Source organism: Burkholderia theae (assembly GCF_048565265.1).
GTDB classification, from domain to species: Bacteria; Pseudomonadota; Gammaproteobacteria; order Burkholderiales; family Burkholderiaceae; genus Burkholderia; species Burkholderia theae.
Genome location: NZ_CP183462.1, coordinates 1,408,385 through 1,428,996 on the forward strand (window position 1 = coordinate 1,408,385; position 20,612 = coordinate 1,428,996).

Here is a 20,612-nt window from a genome sequence, read left to right on the forward strand (position 1 = left end):
GCACCCGCCCGCGGTTACGGGACCAGCACCACCGCCCCCGTCGTCGCACGCGACTCCAGCAACCGGTGCGCCTCGGCCGCCTGTTCGAGCGGCACCCGCGCGCCGATCTCCACGTGCATGCCGCCCGCCAGCCGTTCGAGCGTCGCGCGCGCGGCTTCGCGATACCCGGCGACGTCGCGCGCGATGAAACCAAGCACGCTCGGCCGGGCCAGCGCGATCGAGCGGGTCGGCCCGAGTTCATCGAGGTCCAGCGTTTGCCGCGCGCCGATCGCGGCAACCTGCCCGATGCTCGCGACCATCCCGAACGGACGGATCGCGCCGAGCGTGCGCGTCAGCACGTCGCCGCCGATCCCGTCGATCGCGTAATCGACCCCCGCGCCGCCGCCGAACGCACGCGCGGCCGCGACGAAATCCTCCTCGCGATAATCGACGACCGCCTCCGCACCGTGCGTGCGCACGAGCGCGGCTTTCGCGGCCGACCCGACCGTGCCGATCACCCGCGCGCCGAGCGCACGCGCCCACTGCGTCGCCAGCAGCCCGACGCCGCCGGCCGCCGCGTGCACGAGCACCGTGTCGCCGGCGCCGACCTGCCGGACGCGATGCAGCAGCATGTAGACGGTGATCCCTTTCAGCAGCCCGGCGGCGGCCGCGTCGTCGCTCAGGCCGTCGGGTATCGGCAATACGCGCTCGGCCGGCATCGTCCGCAGGCTCGCGTAGCTGCCGGTCGGCATACCGGCGTACGCGACGCGCTGGCCCGGAACGAGATCCGTCACGCCGGCCCCGACCGCGTCGATCACGCCGGCCGCCTCGACGCCGAGCGCATCCGGCAGCGCGGGCAATGCGTGCGCGCCCGTCCTGAAATAGATGTCGACGAAATTCACGCCGATGGCGGTCTGGCGAATCCGCACGTCGCCGGCACCGGGCGGCGCGACGGGCGCATCGACGCGGCGCAGCACGCCGGCGTCGCCGTAACGGTCGATCCCGATCCGGATGGCGGTGGTTGTTTGGGTCATGACGTTCCTCGCAATCGAATGAAGTGACACGATCATCCCATCGTGCATAATCGAACGGAATTCATGTTTATCGCCCACTTACTGTGCAAAATTCGACCGACCGCGATCAAGATCCCGCTCCCGCGTCTGCGCTGCCGATGAGCTGGGACGACATCCGCTACTTCCTCGCGGTGATGCGCGGCGGCAGCCTGTCGGCGGCCGCACGGGCGCTGCAGGTTCAGCATTCGACGGTCGCGCGGCGCATCGACACGCTGGAGTCCGCGCTCGGCATCCGGCTGTTCGACCGGCTGCCGCGCGGCTGGCCGCCGACCGACGAAGGGCTGCACCTCGCCGAGCACGCCGCGCGCATCGAAACCGACACGCATGCGTTCGCGCGCGCCGCGCAGGGCGCGGCGGCACTCGACGGCGTGGTGCGCGTGTCGGCGTCGCCGGTGTTCGCCAGCCATTTCCTCGCGCCGCGGCTCGCCCGCGCGCAGCACGCGTGGCCGGCGCTGCGGATCGACCTGATGGGCGAGATGCATGCGGCGAACCTGTACGCGCGCGAAGCCGATCTCGCGGTGCGGCTGTCGCGGCCGAGCGAGCCGGGGCTCGCCGCGCGCCGGCTCGGCACGATGCGCTTCGCGCTGTGCGCAGCGCCGGAATGGGCGGATGCGCCGCCCGACACCTGGCCGTTCGTCGGCTACGACGACGCGCTCGCGCAAACACCGCAACAGCAGTGGCTCGAACGCTTCGCGGCCGGGCGCCGCTTCGCGTTCGTCACCAACGACCTGGCCGCGCAACATCGCGCGTGCGCGGCGGGGGCCGGCGTCGCGCTGCTGCCGAGGTTTCTCGTCGACGATCCGGCCGCGCACGCCGGTGCGCCGCTCGTCGAGCTGACGGCCGCGCCGCGCTGCGACATCGAGCGCGAGATCTGGCTAGTCGTCCACCCGGACGTGCGCCGCTCGCCGCGCGTGCAGCGCGTCGCGGATGCGATCGCGGACGCGGTACACGCGGCGGACGGGCGGCTCTGACGCCGCAGCCGCGTCAGAACCACTGCGGCGGCCCGGCCTCGATCCCCGGCGGGTTGCGCCCCGCAGATGCGCCGCTCAGGATTGCCGTGCGGGCGACGCCTGCCGTTCGCCGGCCGAAGCCGGAAGGCCGTGATGCGACGCCGAGCGCCGATGATCGATCAGGCCGACCGCGACGGCCGCCGCCAGCGCGGGCAGTCCGATCGCCATGAAGTTCTGTTCCAGCGGCAGATCGATGCCTACCAGCAGACCGATGACGATCGGCGCCAGGATCGCGCCGCTGCGACCCACGCCCAGCGTCCAGCCGATGCCGGTCGAGCGGATCGCCATCGGATAGAACTGGCCCGCATACGCGCAGTTGACGATCTGCGTGCCGATCGTCGAAGCGCCCGCGACGCCGACCAGCACGAACAGCAGCGCGGTCGGCATCGGGTAGCCGAGCAGCGTGATCGACACCGCGGCGAGCAAATACATCGACATGAGCACCGTCTTGATCGGAAAGCGATCGGCCAGCCAGCCGCCACCGATCGCGCCGACCATCGCGCCGGCATTCAGCACCAGCACGAAGGTCAGCGCGGAGCCGAGGCTGTAGCCGGCGCTCGCCATCAGCCTCGTCAGCCACGAACTGAGCGCATACACCATGAACAGGCACATGAAGCAGGCGATCCAGAACATGACGGTGCTGAATCCACGACCGTCGTCGAACAACTGGCGAACCCGTGCGCCGCCCGCCGTGTCCTCGCGCGGAACGACATAACAGTCGCCCGGTTCGCGCCGGTACGTCGGATCGAGCCGGCGCGCGATGCGCGCAAGCTCGTCGGTCCTGCCGCGCCGGATCAGGAACGGCAGCGATTCCGGCATCCATTTCACGAACAGCGGGACGAGCAGCACCGGTGCGGCCGCCGCGACGAACACGGACTGCCACCCGAACGCCTCGATCATCCCCTTGCCCATCACGGCCGCCAGCATGCCGCCGACCGAATAACCGCTGAACATCAACGTCACCAGCGTACTGCGCATGCGGCGCGGCGAATACTCGGTCATATGGGCTATCACGTTCGGCATCACGCCGCCGATGCCGATGCCCGCCAGGAAGCGCGCGGCGCCGAACAGTGCGGGCGTCGGCGCCAGCCCGGCCGCCGCGGTAAACACGCTGAACAGCGTCAGGCAGGCCGCGATGGCCCAGCGGCGCCCGATCCGCTCGGCGATGGTCCCGAACACGATATTGCCGAACATCATGCCGAACAGCGCCGAGCTGACCATGAATCCGGCCTGCGCCGGGCTGACGCCCATCTCCTTCATGATCGACGGCAGCGCGATGCCGGCCACCGCCAGGTCGTACCCGTCGAACACGATGATCAGCGCGCACCAGAACAGCACGACGCCGTGCAGCTTGCCCAGCCGCGCATCGTCGGAGAGCGCCTGCAGGTTGATTTGACGCATGGAACTTCCTTCTTTTTTACAGAGGGGATTCAGGCCCGACGGTAGCCGTCGCATCACGCGCGCTCGAACCAATACGATCGCTCAGCCTATCGATTTAGTAGTTGTACGAATCATCATCGCGAAATGCGCAACTGACCGTCCGGATGCCGGCGCAGTGTAGGAAGCCACAATGATTTCCACTATCCGGAATTTGCAGGCGGCGCGCGAATTCGATCCGTTTTTCTCGTGCCGCACGCCGCGCGCTATCCGGATTTTTCCCCGGCGGGAGCTGGACTATCCGATTCTTGCGAAACTTTCGACAAGCCTGACAAAGATCAATATCATCCTTTCAGGATATCTCGCTCACAAGAGAAACCGATGTGGCACGACGCGCATCCGCGGCCAGCCGGATGTGCCGCACGACAAGCGCCACACAGGAGACGCCCCATGCCCCTCACCGCGAAGGCGGACGTGCTGTCCGCGCTGTATCGGAATTGCGTGTTTCGATCAGGATTGCGCACCGATGCGCACGAGCAGGTCTCGCTGGAACTGGCCGAGCATGCGCTGCGCTGGAAGCAAGGCGTACCCGACGCCGCGCTTTTCAAGGGGCAACTGAATCACCTGAGCGTCTACGCGCTGCAGTACGGCGCCGAAGTCGAGGTCGCCCCGCGCCCGTTCGACGGCTTTTCGCTCGTCCACACGTCGCTCGCGGGCGGCGCCGAAATCGAGTGCGACGGGCACGTGATGGGCGTGTCCGAAGGGCGCACCGCCGTGCTGGCGCCGACGTCGCGCGTCCGGCTCCGCTGGCGGTCCGGCACCCGGCAACTGATCGTCAAGGTGCCCGATTCGCTGATGCGCGCGGTCTGCGGCCGCCGGCCCGACGAAGCGGCGCCCGGCCTCGCGCCGGGATTCCTGTTGCCGACGGCGCTTGCGTCGCAATGGGATCTGATCGCGCAGTCGCTGCTCAACGTGCTCGCCGTTGCCGACGACGGCGGCATCCGCGCCGAATGGCGCGACCACTTCGAACGAAGCCTCGCGCTATTCCTGCTCGTGCATTGCCCGCCGTCGCCCGCTGCCGCGCAGGCCGGCCCGGCGCCGCAAGCGCGCGGCGCGCCGACGCAAGCCGGATCGCGCGGCGGCATCCGGCAGATGGATGCGCTGCACGAATTCATCCACGCGCGGCTCTGCGCGCCGATCTCGCTCGAAGATCTCGCCAGGGCAGCCGGCGTCAGCCTGCGGACGCTGAACGTACTATGCCGGCGCTACCACGGCGCGACTCCGATGGCGCTGCTGCGCAACATTCGGCTGGACGCCGCGCGCGTGCAGTTGCTGAGCGACCCGGTGGCCAGCATCACCGATACGGCGTTGACGTTCGGCTTCGGGCACCTCGGTCGCTTTTCCGCCTACTACTTCGCCCGCTTCGACGAGTTGCCGCGCGACACGCAGAAGAAGCGGCAGCCGAACTGAACGCCGCGGCGCCGGACGCACGGCCGGCCGCTTTACGTGTCACGCAATCGCCCGCATAGTCATGGTTTGCCCTCATCCCGGCCCTGCCACCCCGTCACCATGTCCACCACGCCAGCCGCCTGCATCGTCCGCGACGCGACCGACGCCGACCTCGCCGCGATCCACGCGATCTATGCGCACCACGTGCTCCACAGCGTCGCGTCGTTCGAGGAAACGCCGCCCGACGCCGCCGAGCTGCGCGCGCGCCGCGACGCGGTGCTGCGCGACGGGCTGCCCTATCTCGTCGCCGAATGCGACGGTCGCGTGGTCGGTTATGCGTACGCGACGCCGTACCGTACGCGCCGCGCGTATCGCTTCACCATCGAAGATTCGATCTACATCGACGACGCGCAGCGCGGGCGCGGCGTCGGCCGTACGCTGCTCGCGGCCCTGATCGCGCGCTGCGAGGCCGGCCCGTGGCGGCAAATGATCGCGGTGATCGCCGACGGCGGCACCGGCGGCTCGACGTCGCTGCATCGCGCGTTCGGCTTCGAGCCGGCCGGCACGCTGAAGGCGGTCGGTTTCAAGCACGGCCGCTGGATCGACACGGCGCTGATGCAACGCCCGCTCGGCGACGGCGCGCGCACGCTGCCCGCCTCGCCCGAGCCCGCCCCGTCGCGCTAGAATGGCCGCATGGCAAAACAGACTCATTCCACACCCGACGAGGCCGCGGCGGATTCCCGCAACGAGTACACGGTCGACGAACTCGCGCGCGTGTCCGACACGACCGTGCGCAACGTTCGCGCGTACCAGGACCGCGGGCTGCTCGCGCCGCCGGAGAAACGCGGGCGCGTCGGCATCTACGACGACACGCACGTCGCCCGCCTGAAGCTGATCAACCACCTGCTCGCGCGCGGCTACACGCTGTCGAACATCCAGGACCTGATCAAGGCGATCGACGAAGGCCACGACCTGCGTTCGATCCTCGGCCTCGAAAACGCGATCGGCGGCCGCTGGTCGCATGAACTGCCGAAAACCTATTCGCTCGCCGCGCTCGCGCAGATGTTCGGCCCGCAGGCCACCACGCAGCTTTCCCGCGTGACCGAGCTCGGCCTGCTCGAACGGCACGGCCTGTCGTTCGTCGCGAAAAGCCCCGCGCTGCTCGAGGCGGCCGCCGCGATGACGAAGGAAGGCATCCCGCCGCGCGAGCTGCTCGACGTGATCAGCCTCGCGCGGCCGCACTTCGACGCGATCGCGCGGCTGCTCGTCGACCTCGTCGTGAAGCGGCTCGACCGCTACGACGCCGACACGCTGCCGCCGGCCACCGACGTGCCCGAACTGGTCGACGCGATCTGGCGCCTGCGCCCGCTCGCGGCCGTGTTCGTCGAAGGCGAGACGAACCGCGCGCTCGAAACCGCGGCAAGCGCGTATCTCGGCGGCCGCGTCGCAACGATCCTCGACAAGAAGCTCAGCGACGAAGCCGCGCGGCAGTCCGGCACGCCCGACTCTTCGGATACGCAAGGCGACGGCGACAAAGCATAAGCCCGCCGCCGTCATATTGATTTCGGCAATGCTTCGTTTGCGGGCGCGATCGCCCATGCGACGATTCTTCCAACCGAGCGGCACCGGCCGCTCCCCGAAGACGTTTCGCATGGAGTCCGTTCGATGATTCGTTTCACCCGCTGGATCACCCGCACCGCCGCGACGGCGCTCGTCGCCGTCGCCGCCACGTCGGCCCTCGCGCAGGGCAGCGCCGACAAGGTCGTGCGCATCGGCTACCAGAAGGCTGGCCTGCTGTCGGTCATCAAGGCGCAAGGCTCGCTCGAAGCGCGCCTCAAGCCGCTCGGCTATGGCGTGCAGTGGTTCGAATTCCCGGCCGGCCCGCAACTGCTGGAAGCGCTGAACGCGAACAGCATCGACTTCGGCTATACGGGCGCGCCGCCGCCGGTGTTCGCGCAGGCCGCCGGCGTACGCTTCGTGTACGTCGGCGCGGAACCGCCGTCGCCGCACAACGAAGCCGTGTTCGTGAAGGCCGATTCGCCGGTCCGTTCGCTCGCCGACCTGCGCGGCAAGAAAGTCGCGCTGCAGAAGGGCTCGAGCGCGAACTACCTGCTGCTCGAAGCGCTGAAGAAGGCCGGCGTGCGCTACGACGAGATCCGCCCCGTGTACCTGCCGCCCGCCGACGCGCGCGCCGCGTTCGAGAGCGGCAACGTCGACGCGTGGGCCGTGTGGGATCCGTACTACGCAGCCGCGCAGAATTCGCTGAAGATCCGCACGCTGTCCGACTACACGGGCCTCACGCCCGCGAACAACTTCTATGAGGCGACGCGCGATTTCGCGGAGCAGCACGCCGACGTGGTCGGTGCGATCCTGAAGCAGGCGCGCGAGACTGGACTGTGGGTCAACGGGCATCCGGCCGAGACCGCCGCGCTGATCGCGCCGAAGGTCGGGCTGCCGCTGCCGCTCGTCGAGACGTGGATCAAGCGCGTGCCGTTCGGTGCGGTGCCGATCGACGAGAAGATCGTCAAGGTTCAGCAAGGCGTTGCCGATGCGTTTTATGGGGCGAAGCTGATTCCGCAGAAGCTGAGCGTCGCCGATAACGCGTGGACCGATAAACGCGTGGCGACGGCGGTCGCGGCGAAGTAACGCGCGGCGCAGCGCGCACGCGTTCGAAAAAAAGGCCGACGGGCACCCTGCCCGTCGGCCTTTTGCGTTCTTCTGGAATTTTCGGTGAGCCGCGGGACCAACTGCCGGCGATCGACCATCTACGGACGTCGACCCGCACGTTCGAAGTGCCATTCAAACGTCGCTTCCGGCCAGACAATGGACTTTCGTGTGTGGATTTCGTCAGCCATGTAGTCGGCCATTAATTACCTCCCTGTTTCATTCCTGGCTGCAGGCGGCAACTGCCGCACGTCGCGCAGGCGACGCACGCGGGACGCCGCAAATTTCGATGCGCTACCGCGAATTCATTGCACGCAACCTATACTTTCAAAATCATTTCGTCCGCGACAAGGAGGCGCAAACGTGCCCTATGTGCTTCGCGCGGCATCCCGCGCGGTCATTCACGCAAGACCCATGACTACTGTCGTATGAAGAGGACATCATGACGCGCAAATACATCGATTGCCGGGAATTCCCGAGCGAAATGAACTGTTCCGTTGCGCTATCCGCGGATTCCGAAAACGAGTTGCTCGAGGCCGCCGTCCAGCATGCGGTCACGGTTCACAAGCATGCCGATTCGCCGGAGCTGCGTTCGCAGCTGAAAACGCTGTTTCATGACGGCACACCGCCCGTTGAAGCGCCGCGTCACGCGTAACGCCGGCGCGACCGATTGAAGAGCAGCGACCACCTCACGACGGCCATCTGCCAACAACGCATCTGCGTTGACCGTCGCTGCTCATCTTGCCGAGATCTTCTTCTGTGTGGTCCAAGTCGGGCGGCGATGGAAGGTCGGCTATCGTGCGAATACGTCGCGGCCGGGCCGAACTTGCAGTTCAGCGTTCGACCACGAACGGACAGTCGGCGCCACGCCCCGGACCATCGACGATTTGCCCGCCACGCGTCCCTTGTGACATGGCTTGACGCGTATAACCGTCAATTGCAATGTAGGATTTGCCCAAGGTCGTGGCAGGGCAAAGTCCGTCACCCGGCACGACCCGGTCACGGGCAGTTGTCCGGAAAATCGGCCGTCGTCGAAACTGACCTCGGTCAATGCCAGGAGAATCACGTCAATGCGATCACACCAGCTTGAACTATTCGCGGACTACTTCCAGTTCTATCTTCAAGACGAGATCGCGGACGGAGATCTATCCGTGGCGTGGGACGACAAGGCAGTAGAGCGCATGTTGGCCGTTACGGAAGACCAGGACGTGATCGGGCTTGGTACTGTTCGAAACATGCACGTACCCGTGACGCTGGAATTCTTGAGTGAGGCGCCTGCGAATGATCTCGCCAACTTCGATCACGTGGTTGAAGGCACGTTGATCATTAACGTGGGACCGCTTGTCGTGGCCGGCTGCATGGACTATTTCCCGGATGCCGCCCGATTCGAACTTGAACCCGGGACATACAGAGTCAGGCTCTCCTGTTCTGGCTTGGGAACACTGTCGGAAGACGGACTTGAAGGGCAAGACCACTATCTTGTTCAGCTGTGGCCGGCAGTGCCTGTCGAGCCAACCGTGCTCAAGCAACATCTCAACGGCTGAACTCGGCCAGTAGCAGCGCTTCGGGTGTGTTCCACACATGACGGTCGCTGAGCCGAAGCGCCCATGACGGGTTGGTTGCCCCGTTTGGCAAAACCTCCGCCAGAAGCGCAAGACTTACGGATGGAAGGTTTCGCCACGGTTCAGCATGTCGACGAATTCCGCGATTTTGCGCGCCCTCGTTTCCGGCTTTTTGGCGTTCTGTATCCGATACAGGATGGCATAGCGGTTACGGCTGCTCAGGGTTGCAAAAAACTTCCTGGCGCCCGGATTGGCATCCAGAGCCGCCTGCAGGTCGTCCGGCACGACCGAGTGACTGGCCGACGTATAGGCAGCCTCCCAGCGGCCGTCCTTCCTGGCCTTCTCGATTTCGTTCATGCCGGGCGGGCGCATTCTGCCTGCGGCGATCAGCGCTTCAGCCCTTTCCTTGTTGAGTTTGGACCAGATGCTTTTTGCGGTGCGCGGGGTGAAGCGTTGTAACCAGTATTGCTCGCTCTCAGCCTGCTTTTTGCCATCGATCCAGCCATGGCAAAGTGCGCTTTCCAACGCCTGTTCGTAGGTGACGGTCCGCTGCCCGGTGCCCTTTTTTGCCAGACGCAGCCATGCACCGGTCGACGTGCTGCCGTTTTGCCCCAACCAGCTTTCCCATTCGGTCTGACTGGTAAAGGTTAGAGCGCTTTCGGTCATGTCGCTATCCTGAATGGTTCAGTCCATGTGCGGGGAAGGCGTACGCAGTCTAGCGGTTTTCATACGAACATCAACGTCCGTGGTGCGGCCCATGACCGGTCGCTCGGCAGCCACGGGCCCGCCCGTTTACTTCAACGCCCCCGCCACCTTCTTCTGCCGCCACAGACACAGCAAATCACAAGCAACATGCGCGGCCGCAATCGCCGTAATGTCCGCATGATCGTAAGCGGGCGCCACCTCGACGACATCTGCCCCAACCAGATTCACGGCCCCAAGTGCGCGCACGATCGCCAGCGCCTGCGCGGACGACAACCCGCCCGCGACCGGTGTCCCCGTCCCGGGCGCGAACGCCGGATCGAGGCAATCGATATCGAACGTCAGATACGCGGGCCGCGCGCCGACGATGTCGACGATCCGCTCGACCGCCGCGCGCGAACCGTGATCGTGCACCCACGCGGCATCGAGCCGCTCGATCCCGAGAAAATCGTCGTTCCAGGTGCGGATGCCGACCTGCACCGACGTCGCCGGATCGATCAGCCCTTCCTTCACGGCCTTGTAGAACATCGTCCCGTGATTGAGGCTGTCCGGATCGTCGTCGGCCCACGTATCGCAGTGCGCGTCGAAATGGATCAGCGACAGCGGCTTGCCGTAGCGCTCCGCGTGCGCGACCAGCAGCGGATACGTGATGTAGTGGTCGCCGCCGAGCGTCAGCATCTTCGCGCCCGAGCGCAGGATCGTGCGCGCATGCTCGACGATCGCGGGCTTGATCGACAGCGGGTTGTGCGCATCGAACCAGCAGTCGCCATAGTCGACGGCCGCGAGATCGTCGAACGGATTGAAGCCCCACGGATACGGATTGAGTTCCGCAAGCTGCACGCTCGCCGCGCGGATCGCGGCCGGCCCGAGCCGCGCGCCCGAACGATAGGTCGTCGCGAGGTCGAGCGGCACGCCGGAAATCGCGACGTCGACGCCGTCGAGCACACGCGAATAGTTGCGGCGCATGAACGACAGCACACCCGCATAGGTGTTTTCGATCGAGGAGCCGTACGGCGTCGTGCGACGGATCGCGCCGTCGCCGTGGAAAAGTTCGGTCATGGTCGAACCTGTTTTCGTGGGGAGCCGGCCCCGCCCCGCTTCGCATTGGCGCGCGGGCCGGGCACGGCAGGGATTCATCGGGCACGCACCGGCTTGCGCATCCAGTCGCGCGGCCGGGCGGGACAACGACAACGGCAATACGGCGGCGATCATAACAAGCCGAATTGAAGTCGTTGCCCCGGTTCAACCGGGGCAACGCGTCGAAGAAATCCGGCGGCCGCATCGGCACCGTTTCCTAGAAGGATTCGCCGGTTTTCGCACGCCTTTTCTTCCGGATAATGGCCGGCAGCCGCGCCGCCGCCGGCGCGCCGTCCACCGCAGACAACAACAAACCGGAGACACCCGCCTTGATCGCCACGCTTCCCGCCACCTACCGCCGGCTCTGGCCGCTCGCCGTCGCCGCCGCGCTGCTGTACGGGCTGTCGCTCACCGTCGCGCCCTATCCCGGCCAGGCCGCCGCGAAAGCCGCGATGGGCATCCTGTTGCTCGCGGCAGGCAGCACCTGCGGCGCGCGGCGCGAACGCGCGTGGCTGTGCGCGGCGCTCGCGACCGCCGTGCTCGGCGACGTGCTGCTCGCGCTGCCCGACTGGCCGCTGTCGTTCGTGTTCGGCCTCGGCGCGTTCCTGCTCACGCATCTCTTCTATTGCGGAATTTTCTTCCGCTGGCGCGCGCGGCCGCACGGCTGGCGCATCGGCGCGCTCGTCGGGCTGTGGATCGCCGCGCCGGCGTTCTACCTGGCCTTCCTTCCGCACCTCGGCGAGCTGCTGGCGCCGGTCGCCGTGTACATGCTGGTGCTGTGCGTGATGGCGAGCTTCGCGCTCGCCGCCCGCACGCACGGCCCGCTGGTGGCGGTCGGCAGCCTGGTCTTCGTCGGCTCCGATACGCTGATCGGTGTCGGCCGCTTCCTCGGCGGCTTTCCCGGCATCGACTACCTGATCTGGGGCTTCTATGCGCTCGCGCAGGTCATGATCGTGGCCGGGGTTTTCCATGAGACCACCGCCCGATCGATCCACCCCTGATTCCGTTTCAAACAGACCGCCGCGCGCCGGCGGTCCCGTCCACCACGTCTCCCGCCCCATCGACGGGCCTTTCCGTGAATTCCGCATTGCGGAAACCGGCCCGTTCCAAACCCCGCTCAGCCTTTTCCCGTCTGGTTTCCGGCCCTTAGAGCGGCGCTTCTAGCCTCTTGCGGTTTCCGGGCTCACCCACTATCGTTACATCAAACAATGTAACATTCGAAAATGAGCCAAATCGGAGACACCCGGATGAATGCTCGCACGTTGCCTTTCGGTCCGCCCGGCCACGACGGCCAGGACGAAACCATCGATATCGCCATCATCGGCACCGGCTTCGCCGGTCTCGGGATGGCGATCCGCCTGCGACAAACAGGCGTGACCGACTTCGTCGTCCTCGAGAAGGCCGCGTCGGTCGGCGGCACGTGGCGCGACAATCATTACCCCGGGTGTGCATGCGACGTGCAATCGCACGTCTATTCGTTCTCGTTCGCGCCGAACCCCCGCTGGACGCGCATGTTCGCGCCGCAGCCGGAGATCCGCGCGTATCTGGAAGACTGCGTGCAGCGCTTCGGGGTCGGCCCGCACCTGCGCCTGAACCACGAACTGCAGCGCGCCGAATACGACGAAGCCGCGCAGCGCTGGCGCCTCACGTTCGCGAACGGCAAGCGGCTGTCCGCGCGCGTGCTCGTGTCGGGGATGGGCGGCCTGTCGCGCGCCGCGCTGCCGGCGATTCCCGGCGTCGAGAACTTCAAGGGCCGCGCGTTCCACTCGCAGCATTGGGATCACGACTACGCGCTCGAATGCAAGCGCGTCGCGGTGATCGGCACCGGCGCGAGCGCGATCCAGTTCGTGCCGCAGATCGCGCCGCGCGTGAAGGAACTCGCGCTGTTCCAGCGCACGCCGCCGTGGATCATGCCGAAGCCGGACCGCAACCTGAGCGGCCTCGAGAAGTGGCTGTTCCGCACGCTGCCGTTCACGCAGAAGGCCGTGCGCAGCGGCATCTACTGGATGCTCGAATCGCGCGTGCTCGGCTTCGCGATCCATCCGTCGCTGATGAAGAACGTGCAGAAGCTCGCGCTGCGCCACATCCGCAAGCAGATTCCCGATCCGGAGCTGCGCAAGACCGTCACGCCGAACTACACGCTCGGCTGCAAGCGCGTGCTGATCTCGAACGACTACTACCCGGCGCTGTCGCGCAAGAACGTCGACGTGATCACGACCGGCATCGACCACATCGAGGCCGACGCGGTCGTGACGACCGACGGCAAGCGCCATGAAGTCGATTGCCTGATCTACGGCACCGGCTTCCAGGTTGCCGATCCGTTCCCGCGCGGCGCGATCGTCGGCCGCGGCGGCCTCGACATCGTCGATGCGTGGCGCGACGGCGCGCACGCGTATCTCGGCTCGACGCTGCCCGGCTACCCGAACTTCTTCATGATCGTCGGCCCGAACACGGGCCTCGGCCACAACTCGATGGTGTTCATGATCGAGTCGCAGATCGAATACATCCTCGGCGCGCTGCAGGCGATGCACCGCGAGCGCGCGGATGCGATCGAGGTGCGTCCGCTCGTCGAGGCGCAGTTCAACAGCGACCTGCAGGGCAAGCTGAAGAAGGCGATCTGGTCGACGGGCGGCTGCAAGAGCTGGTACCTCGACCCGCGCACGGGCAAGAACACGACGCTGTGGCCGGGTTTCACGTGGCGCTTCCGTCAGGCGACCGCGCGCTTCTCGATCGCCGATTACCACGCGTATCGCGCGCCGCAACACGACACGACCGCGCGGCCCGTCGCCGCGCCCGCCGCTTCCGCTTCCACGTCCGCCGAAGCGGCCTGAGCCAGACAAGGAGCCACCAACATGAGAGATTTCGCCAACAAGGTCGCCGCGATCACGGGTGCCGGCTCGGGCATGGGCCGCTCGCTCGCGATCCAGCTCGCACAGGCCGGCTGCCATGTGTCGCTCGCCGACAAGAACGGCGTCGGCCTCGCGGAAACCGAACGGATCGTCCGCGCGATCGCGCCGAACGTGCGCGTGTCGACGCGCGTGCTCGACGTCGGCGAACGCGACGCGATGTTCGCGTGGGCCGACGACACCGCGAAGGAACACGGCAAGGTCAACCTGATCTTCAACAACGCGGGCGTCGCGCTGTCGAGCACGATCGAAGGCATGGAATACAGCGATCTCGAGTGGATCGTGAACATCAACTTCTGGGGCGTCGTGCACGGCACGAAGGCGTTCCTGCCGTACCTGAAAGCATCGGGCGACGGCCACGTGATCAACACGTCGAGCCTGTTCGGGATCTTCGCGCAGCCGGGCATGAGCGGCTACAACGCGACCAAGTTCGCGGTGCGCGGCTTCACCGAATCGCTGCGCCAGGAACTCGACATGATGAAGTGCGGCGTGTCGGCGACCTGCGTGCATCCGGGCGGCATCCGCACGAACATCGCGCAGGCCAGCCGCGTGTCGAAGAACATGGTCGGCTTCATGGTCGCGAGCGAGCAGCAAGGCCGGGACACGTTCGAGAAGTTCTTCATCACGACCGCCGACGACGCCGCGCGCACGATCCTCGCCGGCGTACGCAGGAACAAGCGCCGCGTGCTGATCGGCCGCGATGCGAAGGCCGGCGACTGGATGGCGCGCATCCTGCCGTCCGCGTATCAGGCGCTCGTCGTGCTGGCGACGCGCCGCGAGGCCGCGAAGGCCCGCCGCCAGACCGCACACGGCACGCCGGCGCCCGCGCCGCTGCACGCCACGTACAACAATGCAGGCAATCAGGGAGGAGAACAATCATGACGACCCCGAACATGATGCCGGTGCGGCGCGACATCCGTTTCGCGCTGCCGCCCGAACGCGCGCGCGACTGGCACGTGCAGGGCGTGCCGGTCACGCACTTCATGAATGCGCTGTCGCTGCTGTTCCCGGCTGGCGAACGCTTCTTCATGGATTCGGTGCGCAACTACCGCGACCAGATCGAGGATCCCGAGCTGAAGAAACAGGTGCTCGGCTTCATCGGCCAGGAAGCGATGCACACGCGCGAGCACATCGAATACAACGACCTGCTGCAAGCGGCGGGCCTGCCCGCGCACAAGCTCGACAAGCGGCTGTGGACGATCCTCGGCTGGTTCAGGAAGGCGTTGCCGCATTCGATGCAGCTCGCGATCACGATCGCGCTCGAGCACTACACGGCGATCCTCGCGAACCAGCTGCTGTCGGGCCACGAGCACCGGATCGACGGCTCGGTCGAGGGTTACCAGCAGATGTGGATGTGGCACGCGATGGAGGAAACCGAGCACAAGGCGGTGTCGTACGACGTATGGACCACCGTGATGAAGCCGGGCCTCGGCAGTTATCTGCTGCGCACGGGCACGATGCTGACGACGACAGTGTTCTTCTGGACGATCGTGTTCGACTTCCACGTGCGCCTGATGCGCGCGCACCGTCGCGAGCACGGCAAGTTCGGCGGCATGTGGCGCCTCGTGAAGTATCTGTACAGCCCGAAGCACGGCGTGTTCCCGAGCATCGCGCGCGAATGGCTCGACTACTTCCGCCCGGGCTTCCACCCGTGGGACCACGACAACCATCAGTACCTGCAGGGGCTCGACACGTTGCTCGAGAACATCGACGCGACCAACGCGCGTTATGCGGCGCAAGCCGCCCCGCGCCGGGTGCCGCTGCACCCGGTTCCGCAAGCGTGACGCCATGGCCCGCGCCCACGAGATGCTGACCGTCCAGTCCGGCGACGTGAAACTCGCCGTCTATGCAAGCGGATCGCGGCGCGCGCCGCCGCTGATACTCGTGCACGGCTACCCCGATTCGGCGGCCGTGTGGGCGCCGATCCGCGCGCGGCTGTCGAAGCGCTACCGCGTGATCGCGTACGACGTGCGCGGCGCCGGCGCGTCCGATGCGCCGCGCCGCCGCGCCGACTACACGCTCGCGCGGCTCGCGGACGACCTGAAGGCGGTGGCCGACGCGACCTGCGGCGGCCGGCCGTTCCACCTCGTCGGCCACGACTGGGGCTCGATCCAGTGCTGGGAGGCCGTGACCGACCCCGCGTTCCGCGGCCGAATCGCGTCGTACACGTCGATCTCGGGCCCGTGCCTCGATCACGTGTTCCGCGCGAAGATGCGGCTCAAGCAGAGCCTGAAGTCGTGGTACATCGCGTTCTTCCATCTGCCGGTCGTGCCGTCGCTGGTGTGGCGGCTCGGCGGCGCGGCACTGTGGCCGCGCTGGCTGCAGCTCACCGAACGCGTGCGCGCCGAGCGCGACCCCGTGCAACTGAAGAACGCGCTGAACGGCCTGCAGCTCTACCGCGCGAACTTCCTGGCGCGGGCGCGCAAACCGCGCGAACGGTACGCGCAGGCGCCCGTGCAGATCCTGGTACCCGTGCGCGATCGTTACGTGACGCCCGAGATGTCGGTCGACCTCGACCGCTGGCTCGGCGACCACGTGCGCGAGGAAATCGACGGTACGCACTGGATCGTGCTGCGCCACCCCGACATGATCGCGTCGCGGATCGACCGCTTCGCATCCGCGCACGAACGGCCGGCGGTTGCAAACGCAGCGGTTCAGCGCCCGGTCGGCGCCGGCAGGCGCCTGAACAGCGTCTCGTAGTCGACGACGAGCCCGTCGTCGTCGATGTCCATCTCGGCCGTGAAGTTGCGGAAGATCCCTTCGTAGCGGTAGCGCCGGCCCGGCTCGATGCACGCGTAAGCCTGCTTGACCGGCGTGACCTTCAGGTCCGGTGTCGAGATGTACGCGACGTCGATCGGCCGCCGTTCGCCGCGCGCGAGCCCGAGGCGGCCGATCGGCAGCGAATTCGTGAACGGCGTCGCCGCGATGTCGATATCGATGCAGCCGTCGAGTTCGGGTAACGCGCGGCCCGCGCCGTCGTGCCAATGGCCTGCGCCGTCGCCGCGCAGTTCGAGCGTGCCGCCGCCCATCACCTTGAGCACCGCGTAGGTCACGCGCCATTGCAGATCGCATTCGACGCGATACGCGAGCCCGTACGCGCGGCCGTAGCGCTGGCCGACCACCGCGCTTTCGACGACGATCCCGCCGCCGCTCCGGTCGAACGTCAGATGTTCGACCCCGTCGCCTTCGAGCGACGCCCAACGCACTTCACGCATCGTTTCGCCTCCCGGTTTCCTTGATGCGAAGGATCGTCGCATATATCCGGACCATCCGGAATTCCACGGTCGGCAAATCCAACGCGCGTCATTCGTCGTCGAAGTTCATGTCCCTGCCTTCAAACGAGGACCGGATAGCTTCCACGACTCGCGACGCCCTGCGCGCATTCTCCAACTGCGGATACTGCTGCTTCAGCTTGCCAGAGATTTGCCAACCGTTTTCCTTGACGGAACGGATGATGCGGTCCGCATCCGGGCCCGGCATCTCCACGACCTCCTTGAGCCGCTCCTGGGCAAGCTGAAAGATCAGCAGCGTCCTGGCTTCATCGGCCATCTCCGTGCGAATCGTGTGCTCGACAACTCGCGCGGTATACAGCACGTGAGCCGTCAGATCCGGATAACGCCAGACGAAGCGCGCATCTTCGTAGCTGTCGAATACGAAGTTGCTCAGCGTCCCGTCCTCATAGGTGACCAGTTCGCCGAACCGATAGGACGTTGCATAACGGCGTATGAAGCAGCGAGAAAACACCTCGAGCGTGCGATCGTAACCGGCACGGAACTCCGTCGAACTCGTGATGGTTGCCGAGATCGGCAATATCACGCCATCCGGCACCGCCTTGTCCCGCACCAGGGAGTCATTGATCAGGAAGCGATGAATCCGGCCGTTGCCGTCTCGCATGGGGTGGATATAAACGAAGCCGAATGCCAACGCAGCGGCACGTGCCAGCGGCTCGGCGCCTCGAGTCGCGGCCTCGAATTCACCGAGGCCCTCCAGCATCGCTGCAACGTCGTCGAACGCCGGGGCAATGTAGTGCACGATATTCTCGCGCATCGTCGCCTGCCCCACAAAGACCGGCGAACGCCGCAACCCCAAACCGAACGCATCGTGGCCCAGAATGCCGGCTTGCAAAGTATGCAGGCTACGGTCGCTTAGTGGAGCGTCGATACGGCCGCAGTATTGCGCGATGACGTGTGCAAACCGCTGGATGCGGTCGGCCTGATCGGCCTCTTTCTCAATGAGAAAGCTCGCCCGCGACTCCTTGAACGTCAACCAGCTGGCTGTCCGCATCAGGATGTCCGGCCCGAAGACGCGATCCAATTCTCTCAATGCAGTGCCCAAGTCGAACTGCAGCGCTGCCTGCACCGCCGCGGTTCGCCGAACCAGCGGGCAGAACGCAGGCGTGCCCGGCAAGTTGTCGTGCACGCGCCAACGGCGAATGCGACGCGACTCCGTGCGGGTCAGGTATTCAGTCGGAGAAACGGCGTTGACATAGCCGCCGTTGGCCACGTCAGGTACATCCAGACGCCTGCCTGTCAGCCACTCGTACAGGAAACCCGTGCGTCGGGCGTATTGGCCAAAGGGGGCGTTTCGGCACCAGATTTCGATCGGTTCCGGTCCCACGGCTGCAAACAGGCGCGCAAAAAACTCGAAGTGAAGCTCTTCGTACTTGAGTCCGAATTCAAAATGGCCGGCGAAGTCGTCGGTGGGTCGATAGCTAGGCGGATACCGGTTTTCTACCTGCTCATCGGTTTCCCGGCTCGCACGTCCGGTGCCGATGACCGATTCAACACGCAGAGGTTGTGCGAGCGTAATGCCGTAGCGAGCAGCCAGAGCCTTGAAGCCGACTTGCATTGAAAAATCTCCTACCGAGGCCGCGAAAATACTACCAATTTCCGGATCCTACCCGAAAACGCTAACGCGTTAGCATACGCACGGAAAATCTAACGGCGATCAAAATTTGCTACCGAAATAGAGGAATGCAAAAAAAACGCTAACGCGCCTGACAAGCACGTCTTGGAAAACGGCCTCCGCCCCAACTCGGGGCATCACCCACAAATCCTGACTATCCGGAATTCCCTATTCCGGTGCATGGAATTGTGTCCTATGCTCGCGGCTCGTCCTGTTCCGCCGCCATCATGCCTACCGCCCGCCCCGCCTCGCCGTCGATCGACCTGCGCATTTTGCTGCGCGGCATCGGGCAGATCGTACTGCAGGCGAACGCGCTGACCGGCGCGCTGCTGCTCGCCGCACTGGCGCTGACCGACCTGCGGCTCGCGTCAGCGGCGCTGCTCGGCTCGGCCGCCGCCAGCATGACCGCCGTGCTGACGGGTGCCGAGCGCCGCGACGTCGAACAAGGGCTGCACGGTTTCAACGGCGCGCTCGCCGCGCTGATCGCGGTGCTATTCGCGCCCGATTCGCTCGCAGCCGTCGCGCTGGTGCCGCTGGCCGCGATCGGCGCGGCGCTCGTGCAGCGCGCAATGCGCGTGCCGCTCGCCCGCTGGCGCCAGTGTCCGTATTCGAGCCCGTGCCTCGCCGTCACCGCGCTGTGGCTGCCGTTTGTCGCGCTGCAGCATGCGAACGGTGCCGTGGCCGACGCGGCGCTGACGCTTTCTTCCGCCGCCGACGCGCTGCTCTCGGGCGTCGCCCAGACCACCTTCGCGCAAGGCGCATGGGCCGGCGTGCTGATCGTCGCCGGCATCGCCGCCGCATCACGCCGTGCGGCCGCGTTCGCGCTCGGCGGCGCCATCGTGTCGACCGTGCTGCTGGTCGCGCTCGGCGCGAGCGGCGCGTCGTACGCCGATGGCCTGCTGGGTTTCAACGGCGCGCTCGCCGCGCTCGCGCTGCTGCCGCGCGGCCCGCGCGCGGCACTCGCGGCCGCCGCGCTCGCCGCACTGATCCAGTGGCTCGCGACGCGCGCGGGCATGCCCGCATTCACGGCCCCGTTCGCGCTTGCGTCGTGGGTCACGGTGGCGGTCGCGCGCCGCTTCACCCTCGGAGAAACCGATGTCGTCATTCGCACACCGTCCTGATGCCGTGAAACCCGGCGGCCCGATCTCGGACGCCGAACGCCGGCTGCGCGTCGACCTCGCCGCCGCGTATCGGCTCGTCGCGCTGAACGGCTGGGACGACCTGATCTACACGCATCTTTCCGCGACCGTGCCCGGCGAGCCCGGCCACTTCCTGATCAACCCGTTCGGCCTTACGTTCGACGAGGTCCGCGCGTCGAATCTCGTGAAGATCGACCTGTCCGGCAACCGGATCGGCGACAGCGAGCACGCGGTCAACGTGACGGGCTTCGCGCTGCACGCGGCCGTGCATGCCGCGCGCGCCGATGCCGTCTGCGTGATGCATCTGCACAATACGGCCGGCATTGCCGTGTCGATCCAGCGCGACGGGCTGCTGCCCGCGTCGCAGCACGCGCTGCGGTTTCATGGCGACCTCGGGTACCACGACTACGAAGCGCTCGCGTTCTCGCCGGCCGAAGGCGCGCGGCTGACCGCGAGCCTCGGCGCGAAATCCGCGATGCTGCTGCGCAATCACGGCACGCTGACGGTCGGCCGCACCGTTGCCGAAGCTTATGTGCTGATGGATACGCTGATCAAGGCGTGCGACATCCAGGTCCGCGCGCAGGCAGGCGGCGGGTCGCTCGTGCTGCCCGACCCGGCCGTCGCGGACCGCACCGCCGAACAACTGCGCGACGGCGGCGCGATCGAAGGCGAACTGGAATGGCCGGCGCTGCTGCGCCGGCTCGACCGGATCGATCCGTCGTATCGCGACTGACGCCGCAATCATGGCCGCGACCGCGGCCGCATCGTT

Annotated in this window: 20 protein-coding genes; 14 read left to right on the plus strand and 6 right to left on the minus strand. The window is 66.6% G+C overall.

What is annotated here, in order from left to right:
* Positions 1-14: 14 nt before the first annotated feature.
* A complete protein-coding gene (locus ACN22W_RS23785) occupies positions 15-1,013 on the minus strand; it encodes a quinone oxidoreductase family protein (RefSeq protein ID WP_419689636.1) in 999 nt (332 codons plus the stop codon).
* 137 nt (positions 1,014-1,150) lie between these two features.
* Here ACN22W_RS23785 and ACN22W_RS23790 point away from each other — a divergent pair, with 137 nt between their 5' ends.
* Positions 1,151-2,023: a LysR family transcriptional regulator gene (locus ACN22W_RS23790; protein WP_419689637.1), complete on the plus strand. Its 873-nt coding sequence runs from the start codon at positions 1,151-1,153 to the stop codon at positions 2,021-2,023.
* Positions 2,024-2,098: 75 nt separating this feature from the next.
* Here ACN22W_RS23790 and ACN22W_RS23795 read toward each other — a convergent pair whose 3' ends face one another.
* Positions 2,099-3,463, minus strand: a complete 1,365-nt coding sequence (locus tag ACN22W_RS23795) for an MFS transporter (RefSeq protein WP_419689638.1) — start codon at positions 3,461-3,463, stop codon at positions 2,099-2,101.
* Positions 3,464-3,889: 426 nt separating this feature from the next.
* On the opposite strand from ACN22W_RS23795, the gene ACN22W_RS23800 reads away from it, so the two are divergent.
* The 6 genes from ACN22W_RS23800 to ACN22W_RS23825 all read left to right on the plus strand — a co-directional run bounded on the left by ACN22W_RS23800 (position 3,890) and on the right by ACN22W_RS23825 (position 9,096).
* A complete protein-coding gene (locus ACN22W_RS23800) occupies positions 3,890-4,909 on the plus strand; it encodes an AraC family transcriptional regulator (protein ID WP_419689639.1) in 1,020 nt (339 codons plus the stop codon).
* A gap of 99 nt (positions 4,910-5,008) precedes the next feature.
* Positions 5,009-5,572 carry an N-acetyltransferase family protein gene (locus ACN22W_RS23805; protein ID WP_419689640.1) on the plus strand — a complete coding sequence of 188 codons (564 nt, stop codon included), beginning with the start codon at positions 5,009-5,011 and terminating at the stop codon, positions 5,570-5,572.
* 9 nt (positions 5,573-5,581) lie between these two features.
* Positions 5,582-6,430: a MerR family transcriptional regulator gene (locus ACN22W_RS23810; protein WP_419689641.1), complete on the plus strand. Its 849-nt coding sequence runs from the start codon at positions 5,582-5,584 to the stop codon at positions 6,428-6,430.
* A 123-nt stretch (positions 6,431-6,553) separates the two neighbouring features.
* Complete coding sequence (locus ACN22W_RS23815; RefSeq protein WP_419689642.1) at positions 6,554-7,534, plus strand: sulfonate ABC transporter substrate-binding protein; 981 nt, start codon at positions 6,554-6,556, stop codon at positions 7,532-7,534.
* A 460-nt stretch (positions 7,535-7,994) separates the two neighbouring features.
* On the plus strand, positions 7,995-8,207 hold the full coding sequence (locus ACN22W_RS23820; RefSeq protein ID WP_048247441.1) for a DUF1059 domain-containing protein: 213 nt from the start codon (positions 7,995-7,997) through the stop codon (positions 8,205-8,207).
* Positions 8,208-8,622: 415 nt separating this feature from the next.
* Complete coding sequence (locus ACN22W_RS23825) at positions 8,623-9,096, plus strand: hypothetical protein (RefSeq protein WP_419689643.1); 474 nt, start codon at positions 8,623-8,625, stop codon at positions 9,094-9,096.
* A 114-nt stretch (positions 9,097-9,210) separates the two neighbouring features.
* Here ACN22W_RS23825 and ACN22W_RS23830 read toward each other — a convergent pair whose 3' ends face one another.
* Both ACN22W_RS23830 and speB read right to left on the minus strand, forming a co-directional pair.
* Positions 9,211-9,780, minus strand: coding sequence for a YdeI/OmpD-associated family protein (locus tag ACN22W_RS23830; RefSeq protein ID WP_419689644.1), 570 nt, complete (start codon positions 9,778-9,780; stop codon positions 9,211-9,213).
* A 126-nt stretch (positions 9,781-9,906) separates the two neighbouring features.
* Entirely contained in the window at positions 9,907-10,875 is a 969-nt protein-coding gene (speB, locus tag ACN22W_RS23835; protein ID WP_048247438.1) for an agmatinase, read from the minus strand.
* Positions 10,876-11,222: 347 nt separating this feature from the next.
* Here speB and ACN22W_RS23840 point away from each other — a divergent pair, with 347 nt between their 5' ends.
* The 5 genes from ACN22W_RS23840 (at position 11,223) to ACN22W_RS23860 (ending at position 16,499) form a co-directional block, all read left to right on the plus strand.
* On the plus strand, positions 11,223-11,894 hold the full coding sequence (locus ACN22W_RS23840) for a lysoplasmalogenase (protein ID WP_419689645.1): 672 nt from the start codon (positions 11,223-11,225) through the stop codon (positions 11,892-11,894).
* Between the two features lie 246 nt (positions 11,895-12,140).
* The gene (locus tag ACN22W_RS23845) at positions 12,141-13,724 is read left to right on the plus strand and encodes a flavin-containing monooxygenase (protein ID WP_419689646.1); all 1,584 of its coding nucleotides are present in this window, start codon (positions 12,141-12,143) and stop codon (positions 13,722-13,724) included.
* 21 nt (positions 13,725-13,745) lie between these two features.
* Positions 13,746-14,681, plus strand: coding sequence for an SDR family NAD(P)-dependent oxidoreductase (locus ACN22W_RS23850; RefSeq protein ID WP_129515188.1), 936 nt, complete (start codon positions 13,746-13,748; stop codon positions 14,679-14,681).
* On the plus strand, positions 14,678-15,583 hold the full coding sequence (locus tag ACN22W_RS23855; RefSeq protein WP_048247432.1) for a metal-dependent hydrolase: 906 nt from the start codon (positions 14,678-14,680) through the stop codon (positions 15,581-15,583). The genes ACN22W_RS23850 and ACN22W_RS23855 overlap by 4 nt, the downstream gene beginning before the upstream one ends.
* A gap of 4 nt (positions 15,584-15,587) precedes the next feature.
* Positions 15,588-16,499 carry an alpha/beta fold hydrolase gene (locus ACN22W_RS23860; RefSeq protein ID WP_129515189.1) on the plus strand — a complete coding sequence of 304 codons (912 nt, stop codon included), beginning with the start codon at positions 15,588-15,590 and terminating at the stop codon, positions 16,497-16,499.
* Here the strand turns inward: ACN22W_RS23860 and ACN22W_RS23865 are convergent.
* Positions 16,454-17,014 carry a putative glycolipid-binding domain-containing protein gene (locus ACN22W_RS23865; RefSeq protein ID WP_419689647.1) on the minus strand — a complete coding sequence of 187 codons (561 nt, stop codon included), beginning with the start codon at positions 17,012-17,014 and terminating at the stop codon, positions 16,454-16,456. The two genes, ACN22W_RS23860 and ACN22W_RS23865, sit on opposite strands and share 46 nt — an antisense overlap.
* Before the next feature lie 88 nt (positions 17,015-17,102).
* Positions 17,103-18,647 (minus strand): Fic family protein, encoded by a 1,545-nt coding sequence (locus ACN22W_RS23870; RefSeq protein ID WP_419689648.1) that lies wholly within the window; start codon positions 18,645-18,647, stop codon positions 17,103-17,105.
* Between the two features lie 284 nt (positions 18,648-18,931).
* Here ACN22W_RS23870 and ACN22W_RS23875 point away from each other — a divergent pair, with 284 nt between their 5' ends.
* Both ACN22W_RS23875 and ACN22W_RS23880 read left to right on the plus strand, forming a co-directional pair.
* A complete protein-coding gene (locus ACN22W_RS23875; protein ID WP_419689649.1) occupies positions 18,932-19,825 on the plus strand; it encodes an urea transporter in 894 nt (297 codons plus the stop codon).
* Positions 19,800-20,576: a class II aldolase/adducin family protein gene (locus tag ACN22W_RS23880; protein WP_419689650.1), complete on the plus strand. Its 777-nt coding sequence runs from the start codon at positions 19,800-19,802 to the stop codon at positions 20,574-20,576. Before ACN22W_RS23875 ends, ACN22W_RS23880 begins: the two co-directional genes overlap by 26 nt.
* Positions 20,577-20,612 lie beyond the last annotated feature (36 nt).